The following is a 13,695-nucleotide window of genomic DNA, read 5'->3' on the forward strand; positions in this document are numbered from 1 at the left end:
ATATAAAACCAGCAAGATTATCTCTTTGTTAACAAGCAAAGTTTTATTAACAAGTAAATGCGAGTAGCAAGACATATTCAAACTGTGTTTTATATGAGCTTACACTGTTAAATATAAGGTTTTATTATGAGGCTTAATGGGATAAGTGGTGACATTCTTGTTGCTGCTAAAAGAGTTGTTCTCTGCCAAGTAGTATTAGCCGTCGGTGTAGTTTTATATGAAGTGTTTTTTGGTAATAAAGTAGATATGGAATCGTCGGCTTTGGGTATCGGAATTGCGATGCTACCTCCGCTGTTTGGTTTTATATATGCAAGCCTAAAGGTGCGCAAGAATCCTAATTATAGTTTACGTGACTTAATGCAAATGAGTCGTGTCGTGAAAATAACTTATACGTTCTTAATGTTTATCTTGGCGTTCCAGTTTTTCAAATTGGATAACCCAGTAATATTGTACGCATATATTCTCACTATGGTTGGGTACTTCTTAACACCATTTATTACTGCCTCTACAAGATCGGAGTACGTGTAGTATGGATCAAGTAACTACCGCTCACGAATACATAGAGCATCACTTAACCTTCTTAACTACAGGTGATGGTTTCTGGGCGTTCAACATCGACTCGATGTTGGTATCTTGGATTACGGGTTTACTGTTTATTGGAGCTTTTCGATACGTAGTGACTAAGGGCACCAGCGGTGTTCCAGGTCGATTTCAATGTTTTATCGAACTGATATTTGATTTTGTAAACAACCTAGTAAAAGAGATTTTTCAAGCGGAGGATAAATTAATAGGGCCACTGGCATTAACCACTTTTGTTTGGGTGTTGTTAATGAACGCGGTCGATTTATTACCAATAGATTTCATACCAGCATTAAGTCGTGCAATGGGTCTAGAACACTTTAGAGATCTACCAACGGCGGACGTAAATATTCCAATGTCGATGGCACTCGGTGTATTTATCTTACTGTTGACTTATACATTTAAAAATAAAGGATTGAAAGGCTTTATCAAAGAGCTTACTACGCAGCCATTTGATAACCCTCTTTTATACCCTGTTAACTTAGCTCTTGAATTAATAACATTAATTTCAAAACCTATATCACTAGGCTTACGATTATTTGGAAACATGTATGCAGGTGAGATGATATTTATTCTGATCGCATTAATGCCATGGTGGATGCAATGGGCACTGAGTGTTCCTTGGGCACTATTCCACATATTAATCGTATTCTTGCAAGCATTTATATTTATGGTACTGACCGTTGTTTATTTAGGTATGGCAACAGAAGAACACCACTAATTAATAACTAAAAAATTTAACTAACAAATTATTTATCGGAGATACAAATGGATATCGTAAGCGCAGTTTTATATGTAGCAGGTGCATTACTGATCGGTTTAGGTGCAGCAGGTGCAGCATCTGGTATTGGTAACTTAGCAGGTAAATACCTTGAAGGTGTTGCGCGTCAACCAGACCTTACTCCAATGCTTCGTACTCAATTCTTCATCATGATGGGTCTTGTGGATGCAGTACCGATGATCGGTGTTGGTATCGGTCTATACATCATCTTCGCCGTGGCTTAATCAAACCGCTTTGAAAGATCGATTTGTAAATAATCAAGATTTAGTGAGGAAGGTATGAACTTAAATGCAAGCATGTTTGGACAAGCAATCTCATTCGTGATTTTTGTTTGGCTCTGCATGAAATATGTATGGCCCCCTCTCACCGCGATGTTAGACGAGCGCCAAAAAGAAATCGCTGATGGTTTACGCCACTCAGAGAACGCTGCGAAAGAGCTAGAACTAGCAAAATCAAATGGCGCGCAACTCATCGAAGATGCAAGAAAAGATGTGACTGAACTGGTTGAACAGGGCCGAAAACGCCGCAATGAAATCATCAGCTTAGCGCAACAAGAAGCCGAGCAAGAAAAGGCACGCATCTTAGAACAAGGTAGAGCTGAGCTAGAAGGCGAACGCCAAAAGATACGCCGTGAACTTCAGGCAGATATGGCAGACGCAGTAATTCAAAGTGCACAGAAACTGATTAGCAAAAACCTAGATTCCGCAACGAACCGAGCGCTAGTTGACCAAATGATTAGCGAACTCTAAGGAGAGGCAATATGTCAGATTACACCAATATTGCTCATCCCTACGCCAAAGCATCGTTTGAATTTGCTTTAGGTGAAAACCAGTTACAAGAGTGGCACTCAATGCTGTCCATTCTTGTGGCTGTCGCGGAAGAAGAAACGATCGCTAGTCAGATTTCTTCAGCAGAAGGTGCTTCTACACACCAAACAGAAGAGCTGGCAAACCTCATCATTCATATTTGCCAAGGACTCGTTGATGACCACGTCATTAATCTTATTCGAGTCTTGGCCGAGAACGGCCGCCTTTCTGTTGTAAGAGACCTGTTTGAATTGTACTGCGAGCTAAAGGACGAACATGAACGTGTAGTGCCTGTCACTGTCACCAGTTCAGAAATGCTGACACAAGATCAAGTTACGTCACTAACAGCTGCACTTGAGAAGAAATTAGAGCGTCAGGTTGAAATGAAGCAGGTTATTGATGACACGTTAGTAGGTGGAATGGTCATCAAGGCGGGTGAAACCGTTATCGATGGTTCTTTAAACACATCAATTGACCGATTGGCTCATCAACTTCACGCGAGATAGGTAACAATTATGCAATTAAATTCAAATGAAATCAGCGATCTAATCAAAGAACGCATCTCGAAATTTAATGTGAGCACCGAGGCTCGCAATGAAGGCACTATCGTATCGGTTCGTGATGGCATCATCACAATCAATGGCCTTGCTGATGTTATGCAAGGCGAGATGATTGAGCTACCAGGTGGCAAATACGCACTCGCACTTAACCTCGATACGCACTCAGTAGGTGCGGTGGTTATGGGCCCCTACACTGACCTATCTGAAGGTATGAAAGTGAAAGGTACAGGTCGTATCTTGGAAGTCCCCGTCGGTAACGGTCTTCTTGGCCGTGTTGTGAACACATTAGGCGAGCCAATCGATGGCAAAGGCCCAATAAGTTGTGACCGACTCGACCCTGTAGAAGTGATTGCACCCGGTGTAATCGAACGTAAGTCTGTTGATCAGCCAATTCAAACTGGCTATAAAGCGGTTGATACCATGGTGCCAATCGGTCGTGGTCAACGTGAACTTATCATCGGTGACCGTCAGACGGGTAAAACAGCGTTAGCTATCGATGCGATCATCAATCAGAAAGATTCTGGCATCAAATGTGTGTATGTAGCGATTGGCCAAAAAGCCTCCACTATCGCTAACGTGGTTCGTAAACTCGAAGACCACGATGCGCTTAAAAACACCATCGTAGTCGTGGCATCAGCATCAGAGTCTGCAGCGCTTCAATACCTAGCCCCTTATGCGGGTTGCACCATGGGTGAATACTTCCGTGACCGCGGTGAAGATGCACTGATCATCTATGATGACCTATCAAAACAAGCCGTTGCTTACCGTCAAATCTCGTTGCTATTGAAACGCCCACCGGGTCGTGAAGCCTTCCCTGGCGACGTATTCTACCTTCACTCACGCCTTCTAGAACGTGCAGCACGAGTGAATGCAGAGTATGTAGAGAAGTTCACTAACGGTGAAGTGAAAGGTCAAACTGGCTCATTAACGGCGCTTCCGATCATTGAAACTCAAGCGGGTGACGTATCAGCGTTTGTACCAACCAACGTAATCTCAATCACCGATGGTCAGGTTTTCCTTCAAACCCAATTGTTTAACTCAGGCTTACGTCCTGCAGTAGACCCAGGTATCTCGGTATCTCGTGTGGGTGGTGCGGCGCAATGCAAGATCATCAAGAAACTGTCTGGTGGTATCCGTACTTCATTAGCTCAATATCGCGAGCTGGCGGCCTTTGCTCAGTTCTCTTCTGACTTAGATGAGATGACGCGCAAACAGCTAGACCATGGCGAGCGTGTTACCGAATTAATGAAGCAAAAACAATACTCTCCAATGTCAGTCGCTGAGCAAGCAACGGTTATCTACGCAGCAGAGAAAGGCTACTTGGTCGGTGTTGAGCTAAACAACATTGCCCGTTTTGAAGAAGAGCTGATTGCTTATGCCAAAGGTCAGAACCCTGCGTTGTTCGAAAAAATCAACGCGACAGGCGATTACAATGACGAAATCGACGGTGCTCTTAAAGAGATCCTAGAAGGTTTTGTTGGGATGAAAGCTTGGTAAGTGCTCCGGTTTGTTAGCTGGAAATCAAAACAAATAGGAGCAGATTATGGCAAGTACTAAAGAAATTCGCACCAAGATAGCCAGTGTTAGTAACACTCAGAAAATCACTAGCGCAATGGAAATGGTTGCAGCAAGTAAGATGCGCAAGGTTCAAGACAACATGACGCTAACTCGCCCCTACGCCGAGAACATGCGAAAAGTTATCTCTCATGTTGCATCGGGTTCCCTGGAGTACCAGCACCCTTACCTGCAACAGCGTGAACCTAAGCGTGTCGCTTACATCATTATCTCGTCCGATCGCGGCTTGTGTGGTGGCTTGAACTCAAACTTGTTCAAGAAAGTGTTAGAAGAAATGGAGCAATGGCGCACCAAGGGAGTCGAGGTAGAAACAACCTTAGTGGGATCTAAGGCTATCTCGTTCTTCCAACGCGGCGGCAACGTTATTGCACAAACGTCAGGTCTTGGCGATACACCTAAGTTAGAAGACATCTTAGGTACGGTGAATGCGATGCTCGGGCATTACGACGAAGGTAAAATCGATAGCTTGTATCTCGTTTACAACCAGTTCGTCAACACCATGGTTCAAGCGCCAACGACCTTGCAGTTGCTCCCCCACCCTTCGGATTCTGAGGAAGGTGGTGAGCCTAAAAAAGCGCGTCGTTGGGACTACATCTATGAGCAAGCACCCAAAGACATACTCTCAGAACTGTTACATCGATACATCGAATCGCAAGTGTATCAAGGCATTGTTGAGAGCATTGCCTGTGAGCAAGCAGCCCGAATGGTCGCTATGAAAGCGGCGACTGATAACGCAGGCCAACTCATTGATGACTTGCAGTTGGTCTACAACAAGGCGCGTCAGGCTGCCATTACCCAAGAGCTGAGTGAAATAGTCTCAGGTGCCCAAGCTGTCTAGGGCTAGAAAAGACTGGGTCAAGAACAGAATTTGAGGATTTAAGAATGAGTGTTGGAAAAATAGTTAAAGTAATCGGCGCGGTGGTTGACGTCGAGTTCAGCGGCGGCAACAGCCCACGCGTTTATGATGCATTGAAAGTGACTAGCGACGAAGCAAGCTCGTTAGTATTGGAAGTACAACAACAACTGGGTAGCAATATCGTTCGTTGTATTGCAATGGGTACGTCAGATGGCTTACGTCGTGGCCTAACGGTTGAAAACACAGGCTCTCCAATCACGGTTCCTGTCGGCGAAGAAACGCTAGGCCGTATCATGAACGTGCTTGGTCAACCTATCGATGAGTGTGGTGAAATCGGTCAGAAAGAAAACTACGAGATTCACCGTGAAGCCCCTTCTTATGAAGAACAAGCAAACAGCACTGAGCTTCTAGAAACAGGCGTTAAGGTTATCGACCTTATCTGTCCATTCGCTAAGGGTGGTAAAATTGGTCTGTTCGGTGGTGCTGGTGTAGGTAAAACCGTCAACATGATGGAGCTTATCAACAACATCGCCAAAGCCCACTCAGGTCTTTCTGTGTTTACCGGTGTAGGTGAACGTACTCGTGAAGGTAACGACTTCTACTACGAGATGAAAGAAGCAGGTGTACTAGACAAAGTAGCCATGGTTTACGGTCAAATGAACGAGCCACCGGGAAACCGTCTACGTGTAGCACTTACAGGCCTAACTATGGCTGAGCGCTTCCGTGATGAAGGTCGTGACGTACTGTTGTTCATTGATAACATTTACCGTTACACGCTTGCGGGAACAGAAGTATCAGCTCTGCTAGGTCGTATGCCTTCAGCAGTAGGTTACCAACCAACACTGGCTGAAGAGATGGGCGTACTTCAAGAGCGTATCACGTCAACAAAACAAGGCTCTATCACCTCTATCCAAGCAGTATACGTACCTGCGGATGACTTGACTGACCCATCGCCAGCAACAACCTTTGCTCACTTAGATGCGACCGTTGTACTGTCTCGTAACATCGCGGCACTGGGTCTATACCCTGCGATTGACCCGTTAGATTCAACGTCACGTCAGTTAGATCCGCTGATCGTAGGCCAAGAGCACTACGACATTGCACAAAAAGTACAAACAACGCTGCAACGCTACAAAGAGCTAAAAGACATCATCGCGATTCTTGGTATGGATGAGCTGTCTACTGAAGACAAACAGACCGTATCTCGCGCTCGTAAGATTGAACGTTTCTTAACGCAGCCTTACCACGTAGCCGAAGTGTTTACTGGTCAGAAAGGTGTCTTTGTACCGCTAAGCGAAACACTAAGAGGCTTTAAAGGTCTGTTAAGCGGTGAATATGACGATATCCCAGAACAAGCGTTCTTGTACTGTGGCTCTATCGACGAAGTGCTTAACAAAGCAAAATCACTCTAAGAGGCAGGTGCACCATGGCTATCGGAATTACAGATAATACATTTCAACTTAATATTGTAAGTGCGGAAGGTACGCTGTTTTCAGGTCCAGCGTATGCCCTAGCCGTTTCTGGCGCTGACGGTGAACTGGGGATCCGCCCCGGTCACTCCCCGCTTCTCAGTAAGATCAAACCGGGCGTAACCGTGTTCGTTACAGACCCTAAATCAGAAGGCCAAGTGCTGTATGTCTCTGGTGGGATGCTGGAAGTTCAGCCGGATGTGGTTACGTTATTAGCCGACACGGCCTTGCATGGTAAAGACATTGACCGCGCTCGCGCAGAAGAAGCGAAATATGCCGCTCTAGAGAACATCAACAAGGGCAACATAGACATTAACTTTGCACAAGCTCAGCTAGAACTAGCGAAAGCCGTTGCTCAGCTTCGCGCATCAGAACTGACGTCTTCTCACACAAGACACTGAGAATAAGCGTTATTGGCCGTTAGCTGTGCTAGCAAACAAATACAAAAAAGGCTCACTAACTAGTGAGCCTTTTGATATCTGCGTAACGTAAAACCTAGGTCTAACGTTGCTTGATGTTCAAACGAATAGTTTTAAAAGATTCGTTTTAGAAAAGCAGTTTAGAGCAGTCGTTTAGAACTGTAGTTTAAAAGAACTCAATCGAATTACGGCCGCTTTTGTCATCACGTGTTGGCTTTGGCGTATCCGCTTTCTTTTTCGGTTTCTTCTCTTTTTTCTCTTTCTTTGGTTCAGCCTTTGCGCTTAGCATTTCTGCTTTGCTTTTCTTAGATTCCTTCTTCTTAGAATCCTTTTTAGACTGACCTTTCTTCGCCTTGTTCTCTTTTTTAGGCGTTTCTTTCTTTTTCGGCTTGTCTGATTCTTCTTGTACTGGCTGATCACACACCACTACATAGTATTCTTGGTTGAATTCAAAGAAGTCGCCATCGTACATTTTACGACGCTTACGGGTTTCTAGCTCACCATTTACCGCTACGTAGCCTTCAGAGATGATGTGCTTAGCTTCACCGCCACCACTCACTAGGTTAGCAATTTTAAACACTTTGTAGAGCTCGATTGGCTGTGATGAAACATCAATACCAATTGCTTCAATTTCAATCTCTTCGCCTTCTTCGCCCAGCTCTTGGCCTTCGTAATCAGCGTCTTCGTAATGTTCTTGGTCCATGGTGACCTCTACCTAAATATGTACTTCTGAAATATTGGGCGCAGTGTAATCTTAAAACAACGAAATGACCATGTTGAATTCAACCAGAGCCCATTTGTTTTAAACAAACCCTCTGCGTTATAAAACACCACCAACGTTCGAGAGATTCACCAACTGCTTGGTATATTCATGCTGCGGATTACCAAACAAAGTCTCAGTGTCGCCCTTCTCTATTACCTCGCCAGCTTTCATGACGATGGTGTAATGACACAAGGATTTCACGACATTCAGATCATGACTGATAAACAAATAGGTCAGGCCATACTTTTCTTGAAGTGACTTCAGCAAATCCAATACTTGAGCTTGAACGGTTCTGTCCAATGACGATGTTGGTTCATCGAGCAGGATAAACTCTGGCTTTAAAATCAAAGCACGAGCAATCGCAATACGCTGCCTTTGACCGCCAGAAAACTCATTTGGGTAACGGTGACGCGTTTCAGGATCGAGGTCAACCTCTTTCATTACGTCACAGATGCGTTGGTCGAGTTCGTGCTCATCCAATTGTTGATGCACTAACAAACCTTCGCCAATCACCTGAGCGACCGACATTCTCGGGTTTAGCGCAGAAAACGGGTCTTGAAAGACTACTTGCATACGGCTTCTAAACGGAAGCATCTGTTTTCGATCTAAACCTTGAAGCTGTTCACTCGAGTAGGTGATTGACCCTTCACTATCTACCAGCTTAAGTATCGCCATACCGGTCGTCGATTTACCAGAACCACTTTCGCCAACCAAACCGATTGAGTGCCCTTTCTTCAAAGTGAACTCCATGTCGGTCACAGCTTTAACATGAGAAATGGTGCGCTTGAATAAACCGCCCGTGATCGGGAACCAAACACGAAGTTGATTTACATCGAGTAGCGGTTTGCTTTCGGGTGACACAGGAACGGGCAAACCTTTCGGATCAGAGTTAATAAGTTTTTGAGTGTAAGGGTGAGCAGGCGCGTTAAACAGGGTATGACAGTCGTTACTTTCGACCAAGCGACCATCTTTCATTACTGCTACTCTGTCGGCAATCTTACGAACGATACTCAAGTCATGAGTAATGAAAAGCATTGCCATACCCAGCTCTTGCTGCAGGTCTTTTAGAAGGTCGAGGATCTGCGCTTGCACCGATACATCCAAAGCCGTTGTCGGCTCATCAGCAATAAGCAGCTCTGGTTCATTGATCAGTGCCATCGCGATCATCACGCGCTGGCGTTCTCCACCAGATAGCTCGTGCGGATAGGCTGAAATCTTTTGCTCAGGATAGCGAATGCCAACCTTTGAAAGCCACTCTATCGCCAAGGCTTGTGCTTTGTTGGTTCGCATACCACGATGAATTGCTAAGGTTTCAACAAGCTGTTTTCCAATTCGATGAAGCGGATTTAGGGAAACCATAGGCTCTTGGAAGATCATTCCAATACGACCACCACGAATCCCACGTAGCTGTCTTTCAGAACAACTCAGAATATCGGTGCCAGAGAAATTGATCTTACCGTTTAAGTAATGAGACGAGCCTTTTGGTAACAGCTTTAAAATCGAGTTAGCCGTGACCGATTTTCCGGAACCACTCTCACCCACCAGCGCTAATGTCTCACCTTTGTATATTTCTAAAGAGACATCTTGTGTCACTTGCTCTATCGAGTTTTTTCGCCCGAAACCGACAGACAGTTTATCTATGGTCAAAACCGGAGAAGCAGGCGTTGTATTTGAAGTCATAACCTATCCTTACTTCTGTTGATGCGGGTCGAAAGCATCACGCACCGCTTCACCAACGAAGACCAGTAACGTAAGCATCAGTGAAAGCACGACGAAGGCAGAAATGCCAAGCCAAGGCGCTTGTAAGTTAGCTTTACCTTGCGCCAACAACTCGCCTAACGAAGGCGAACCCGCAGGAAGACCAAAGCCCAAGAAGTCTAACGAAGTCAGTGTGGTCACCGAGCCTGAAAGAATAAACGGCATCATGGTTAACGATGCAACCATCGCGTTAGGTAACATGTGACGAAGCATAATACGTTTGTCATCAACACCCATGGCTTGCGCGGCTCGCACATAATCGAAGTTTCGGCAGCGTAAAAATTCCGCTCGCACGATGCCGACTAAACTCATCCAACTAAACAGCACCATAATCCCGAGCAACCACCAGAAATTCGGCTCAATAAAACTCGACAAAATAATCAGCAAGAACAGGGTCGGCATACCAGACCAGACTTCAATGAAGCGTTGTCCGAATAGATCAACCCAGCCACCGTAGTAGCCTTGTGTTGCGCCAACCACGACACCAATCACGCTCGATACAATGGTCAGAATAAAACCAAATAGAACGGAAATACGGAAGCCATAAATGATACGAGCTAATACATCTCGCCCCTTATCATCAGTCCCTAACCAGTTCACCGAATCGGGCTCCGATGGCACCGCACCTGAAATATCGAAGTTTATTGTGTCGTAGCTAAACGGAATGATTGGCCACACGATGTAACCGTTGTCTTCAATGAGCTCGATAACATACGGGTCTTTGTAGTCGGCCTCGGTTTCAAACTCACCACCAAACTCCGTCTCGGCATATTCATTGATAACAGGCACAAACCACTGATTATCATAAGAAACCAAGAGTGGTTTATCATTGGCAATGATCTCAGCGAACAGGCTCAAGCCAAACAAGATGGTAAATATCCAAAGGGAGATAAAACCACGCTTGTTTGCTTTAAAACGTAACCAACGAGCTTCAGCTAAAGGGTTGTTAAACATTTATTATCAATACCTTGTTATTCGTTCGCCATTAACGCGCTTCAAAATCAATTCGAGGATCAACCCAGGTATACGTCAGGTCGGAGATAATGCTCAGCACCAAGCCAAGCAAGGTCATGATATAGAGAGAGCTGAACACCACGGGATAGTCACGTTGAATGGTTGATTCAAAGCCAAGCAGACCAATTCCTTCGAGTGAAAACATCACTTCAATCAACATAGAACCCGTGAAGAAAATACTAATAAATGCGCTTGGGAAACCCGCAATAATGATCAGCATGGCGTTACGGAAAACGTGCTTATAAAGAATACTGCTCTCGTCCAAGCCTTTCGCTCTCGCAGTCACTACATATTGCTTATTGATTTCATCAAGGAAGGAGTTTTTGGTCAGCATGCTGAGCGTGGCGAATCCACCGATAACCATGGCGAAAATGGGCAACGCCAAGTGCCAGAAGTAGTCGCCAATTTGCTGATACCAGTTGAGCTGGTCGAAGTTACTCGACACAAGCCCTCGCAATGGGAACCAACTGAAGTAGTTACCGCTTGCAAACAAGATAATCAGAATAATCGCAAACAAGAAGCCCGGCACCGCGTAGCCGACAATCACCACCGCGCTCGACCAAATATCAAAGCGAGAGCCGTGATGTATCGCCTTCATAATGCCTAAGGGTATCGAAATCACATAGATGATTAACGTACTCCACAACCCTAAGGAAATGGAGACAGGTAAACGCTCGATGATTAAATCAATCACGTTACCACCCTTAAACAGGCTTTCACCAAAGTTAAAGGTCGCGTAGTTTTTCAACATATCGAAGTAGCGAACGTGAATCGGCTTATCAAAACCAAACTGCTTTTTGATCTCTTCAACCACTTCAGGATCAAGCCCGCGTGAGCCTTTATAGCCACTGGCAGATGCTTGGTCACTTTCGCTCAAATCAACTTCTTGTCCACCACCAGAAAAACGCTCCATAATGCCAGAGTTATGCCCTTCTAATTGAGCAACAGCTTGCTCTACCGGGCCTCCAGGCGCTATCTGGATGATGAAAAAGTTGATGGTGATGATCGCCCACAGCGTGGGGATCACCAACAATAAACGTCGAAATATATACGCGGCCATGCTAACTAACTCCTAGCGACGTTTTTCAGGAAGCAAAGCCGCCTTCTCTTCTGAAATCCACCATGTATCGATACCTAAATCGTATTTAGGCAATACATCTGGACGCTCAAACTTGTCCCACATTGCTACGCGATACTCGCCAACGTGCCATTGCGGGATGTTGTAGAAATTCCACTGCAATACTCGGTCTAGTGAACGACCTAGTGTAAGAAGCTTTTCAGGGTGCTGTTGGTTACGCGCAATTTCTTCTGTTAACGCGTCAACCACTGGATCGATAACACCTGCAGTATTGTAAGTAGAATCAATGTAGTTAGAGTTCCAAACGATCATTAAGTTCGGGCTAGGATAAGGGTTTGCGGAAAATGACGACGAAACCATGTCGAAATCACGATCACGCAAGCGCTTGATGTATTGAGTGGTATCGATGGTACGGATCTTCATCTCAATACCCATGCGCTTAAGGTTCTTTTGAACCGGCGTTGCGATACGTTCCGTGGTTGGGCTGTAAATCAACAACTCAAATGACATCGGCTTGCCAGTCTTTTCGTTGGTCATGACTTTGTCTTTCAGCACCCAACCCGCTTCTTTCAACAATTTGAAAGCGGTACGCATTTGGCTACGAATACGACCGCTACCATCGGTGACGGGTGGTTGGAATTCTTCGGTGAAAACTCGCGGTGGAATCTGATCTTTGTATTGAGACAACAACTCGACTTCAGCTTCGCTTGGTAAGCCTTTCGCTTCGTAGTCGGTATTTTGGAAGTAGCTACGAGTACGCTTGTACTGACCATAGAACATGTTCTTGTTCATCCACTCAAAGTCCATCGCGTAGGTTAACGCTTCACGCACTTTAGGATCAGAGAACACAGGAGATTGGATATTAAAGACGAAACCTTGAGTCGTTTCAGGCTTCTCGTGGTTAATCTCTTCTTTAATGATGTAGCCTTTATCGAAGTTCGCGCCCGTATAAGAGTTAGCCCAGAACTTAGCCGAATTCTCGGTTCGAAGATCGAACTCCCCTGCTTTGAACGCTTCCAACATTACCGTGTCGTCACGGTAGTAATCGTATTGCACCTGCTTGAAGTTATTGCGGCCAACGTTAACTGGTAGGTCTGCTGCCCAGTAGTTTTCATCTAGACCATAGGTAACACTTTGGCCTGATTTGTAGCTGATGATCTTATAAGGACCACTACCGACTGGTGGCTCACTTAGAGGCTCAGACAGCTTTCTGTCTTTCCAGAAATGTTTCGGCAATACACGAGTGCTTTGCGCGAAGCTAAACAGTTTTTCGCGGTTTGGACTGTTCATTTCAATACGAACAACCAAATCAGAGACCGCTTTTACTGACTTAATCTCTTTGTAATACACACGATACTGAGGCACGCCCTCGGTTGAGAACTTGTCAAAAGTAAAGGCAACATCATGCGCAGTGATAGGCTCGCCATCTTGGAATTTAGCATTTGGGTTGATGTCGATTTCCATCCAAGTGAAATCACTGGAGTAGCGAACCTTTGAAGCGATCAATGGATAGTACGCATCAATCTCGTCACTCGGAGAAAACATCAAGGTATCGTAAATCTCTCCGGTATAACTTGCAGCAACGCCGCGGGAACCGAATCGATTAAAGCTATCGTACGTACCTATGCTGCCATAGGTCACTTTGCCCTGCTTTGGCGCATCAGGATTAACGTAATCGAAGTGAGTGAAATCGGCTGGATATTTTGCTTCACCAAAACCAACCAGTTGTGTGGTTTCAATAACGGTGACAGCAGGAGTTGATTGGGTTTCAGAAGCGTAAGTAACGGAGGGTTGTAAAGCAATAAGCGGCAACATGATTGCACATGACTTCAAATTAAACCTGAAAAACTGAGTGCGTTGCGAAGCTTTGCGTCGAAAAACTGTTCCCATTTGACTCTCCCTTCAAATGTCATGACTTCTATATTCAAGTTGATTTATCGGCTTTGAATGCATGCCGTTAAATCAAGTATAGGTTCAAATCTAACATCATGTAATAACTAATAAAACCATCAGCACTCTATCTCTGACGGTTTATTT

Annotated in this window: 14 protein-coding genes; 9 read left to right on the top strand and 5 right to left on the bottom strand. The window is 45.0% G+C overall.

What is annotated here, in order from left to right:
- The first annotated feature begins 126 nt into the window (after positions 1–126).
- The 9 genes from AB4486_RS19095 to AB4486_RS19135 are packed head-to-tail and all read left to right on the top strand — an operon-like array spanning position 127 to position 7,027.
- Entirely contained in the window at positions 127–528 is a 402-nt protein-coding gene (locus AB4486_RS19095; RefSeq protein WP_017060837.1) for a hypothetical protein, read from the top strand.
- Position 529: 1 nt separating this feature from the next.
- Positions 530–1,300 (top strand): F0F1 ATP synthase subunit A, encoded by a 771-nt coding sequence (gene atpB / locus AB4486_RS19100; RefSeq protein ID WP_372118193.1) that lies wholly within the window; start codon positions 530–532, stop codon positions 1,298–1,300.
- A 47-nt stretch (positions 1,301–1,347) separates the two neighbouring features.
- Positions 1,348–1,584 carry a F0F1 ATP synthase subunit C gene (atpE, locus tag AB4486_RS19105; RefSeq protein ID WP_004730405.1) on the top strand — a complete coding sequence of 79 codons (237 nt, stop codon included), beginning with the start codon at positions 1,348–1,350 and terminating at the stop codon, positions 1,582–1,584.
- A gap of 54 nt (positions 1,585–1,638) precedes the next feature.
- Positions 1,639–2,109, top strand: coding sequence for a F0F1 ATP synthase subunit B (locus AB4486_RS19110; RefSeq protein ID WP_017060839.1), 471 nt, complete (start codon positions 1,639–1,641; stop codon positions 2,107–2,109).
- 11 nt (positions 2,110–2,120) lie between these two features.
- Positions 2,121–2,672 carry a F0F1 ATP synthase subunit delta gene (locus tag AB4486_RS19115; protein ID WP_017060840.1) on the top strand — a complete coding sequence of 184 codons (552 nt, stop codon included), beginning with the start codon at positions 2,121–2,123 and terminating at the stop codon, positions 2,670–2,672.
- Between the two features lie 9 nt (positions 2,673–2,681).
- On the top strand, positions 2,682–4,223 hold the full coding sequence (gene atpA / locus AB4486_RS19120; protein WP_102332884.1) for a F0F1 ATP synthase subunit alpha: 1,542 nt from the start codon (positions 2,682–2,684) through the stop codon (positions 4,221–4,223).
- A 46-nt stretch (positions 4,224–4,269) separates the two neighbouring features.
- On the top strand, positions 4,270–5,139 hold the full coding sequence (atpG, locus tag AB4486_RS19125; RefSeq protein WP_017064727.1) for a F0F1 ATP synthase subunit gamma: 870 nt from the start codon (positions 4,270–4,272) through the stop codon (positions 5,137–5,139).
- Positions 5,140–5,183: 44 nt separating this feature from the next.
- Positions 5,184–6,569, top strand: a complete 1,386-nt coding sequence (atpD, locus tag AB4486_RS19130; protein WP_017060843.1) for a F0F1 ATP synthase subunit beta — start codon at positions 5,184–5,186, stop codon at positions 6,567–6,569.
- A gap of 14 nt (positions 6,570–6,583) precedes the next feature.
- A complete protein-coding gene (locus AB4486_RS19135; protein WP_017060844.1) occupies positions 6,584–7,027 on the top strand; it encodes a F0F1 ATP synthase subunit epsilon in 444 nt (147 codons plus the stop codon).
- A 184-nt stretch (positions 7,028–7,211) separates the two neighbouring features.
- On the opposite strand, the gene AB4486_RS19140 is transcribed toward AB4486_RS19135, so the two are convergent.
- The 5 genes from AB4486_RS19140 to AB4486_RS19160 form a co-directional block, all read right to left on the bottom strand.
- Positions 7,212–7,748, bottom strand: coding sequence for an RNA-binding S4 domain-containing protein (locus AB4486_RS19140; protein ID WP_372118195.1), 537 nt, complete (start codon positions 7,746–7,748; stop codon positions 7,212–7,214).
- A gap of 117 nt (positions 7,749–7,865) precedes the next feature.
- On the bottom strand, positions 7,866–9,488 hold the full coding sequence (yejF, locus tag AB4486_RS19145) for a microcin C ABC transporter ATP-binding protein YejF (protein WP_372118197.1): 1,623 nt from the start codon (positions 9,486–9,488) through the stop codon (positions 7,866–7,868).
- A gap of 9 nt (positions 9,489–9,497) precedes the next feature.
- Positions 9,498–10,520, bottom strand: coding sequence for an ABC transporter permease (locus AB4486_RS19150; RefSeq protein WP_017060847.1), 1,023 nt, complete (start codon positions 10,518–10,520; stop codon positions 9,498–9,500).
- Positions 10,521–10,551: 31 nt separating this feature from the next.
- Positions 10,552–11,640 carry a microcin C ABC transporter permease YejB gene (locus AB4486_RS19155; RefSeq protein WP_004730359.1) on the bottom strand — a complete coding sequence of 363 codons (1,089 nt, stop codon included), beginning with the start codon at positions 11,638–11,640 and terminating at the stop codon, positions 10,552–10,554.
- Between the two features lie 12 nt (positions 11,641–11,652).
- Positions 11,653–13,548, bottom strand: coding sequence for an extracellular solute-binding protein (locus AB4486_RS19160; protein ID WP_017068488.1), 1,896 nt, complete (start codon positions 13,546–13,548; stop codon positions 11,653–11,655).
- Positions 13,549–13,695 lie beyond the last annotated feature (147 nt).

Source organism: Vibrio sp. 10N.222.55.C6, assembly GCF_041473395.1.
GTDB classification, from domain to species: Bacteria; Pseudomonadota; Gammaproteobacteria; order Enterobacterales; family Vibrionaceae; genus Vibrio; species Vibrio crassostreae_C.

Bases quoted from the DNA above. Each gene is read 5' to 3' on its own strand.
- AB4486_RS19095 (WP_017060837.1), top strand. From the start codon at position 127: ATGAGGCTTAATGGGATAAGTGGTGACATTCTTGTTGCTGCTAAAAGA.
- atpB (WP_372118193.1), top strand. From the start codon at position 530: ATGGATCAAGTAACTACCGCTCACGAATACATAGAGCATCACTTAACC.
- atpE (WP_004730405.1), top strand. From the start codon at position 1,348: ATGGATATCGTAAGCGCAGTTTTATATGTAGCAGGTGCATTACTGATC.
- AB4486_RS19110 (WP_017060839.1), top strand. From the start codon at position 1,639: ATGAACTTAAATGCAAGCATGTTTGGACAAGCAATCTCATTCGTGATT.
- AB4486_RS19115 (WP_017060840.1), top strand. From the start codon at position 2,121: ATGTCAGATTACACCAATATTGCTCATCCCTACGCCAAAGCATCGTTT.
- atpA (WP_102332884.1), top strand. From the start codon at position 2,682: ATGCAATTAAATTCAAATGAAATCAGCGATCTAATCAAAGAACGCATC.
- atpG (WP_017064727.1), top strand. From the start codon at position 4,270: ATGGCAAGTACTAAAGAAATTCGCACCAAGATAGCCAGTGTTAGTAAC.
- atpD (WP_017060843.1), top strand. From the start codon at position 5,184: ATGAGTGTTGGAAAAATAGTTAAAGTAATCGGCGCGGTGGTTGACGTC.
- AB4486_RS19135 (WP_017060844.1), top strand. From the start codon at position 6,584: ATGGCTATCGGAATTACAGATAATACATTTCAACTTAATATTGTAAGT.
- AB4486_RS19140 (WP_372118195.1), bottom strand. From the start codon at position 7,748: ATGGACCAAGAACATTACGAAGACGCTGATTACGAAGGCCAAGAGCTG.
- yejF (WP_372118197.1), bottom strand. From the start codon at position 9,488: ATGACTTCAAATACAACGCCTGCTTCTCCGGTTTTGACCATAGATAAA.
- AB4486_RS19150 (WP_017060847.1), bottom strand. From the start codon at position 10,520: ATGTTTAACAACCCTTTAGCTGAAGCTCGTTGGTTACGTTTTAAAGCA.
- AB4486_RS19155 (WP_004730359.1), bottom strand. From the start codon at position 11,640: ATGGCCGCGTATATATTTCGACGTTTATTGTTGGTGATCCCCACGCTG.
- AB4486_RS19160 (WP_017068488.1), bottom strand. From the start codon at position 13,548: ATGGGAACAGTTTTTCGACGCAAAGCTTCGCAACGCACTCAGTTTTTC.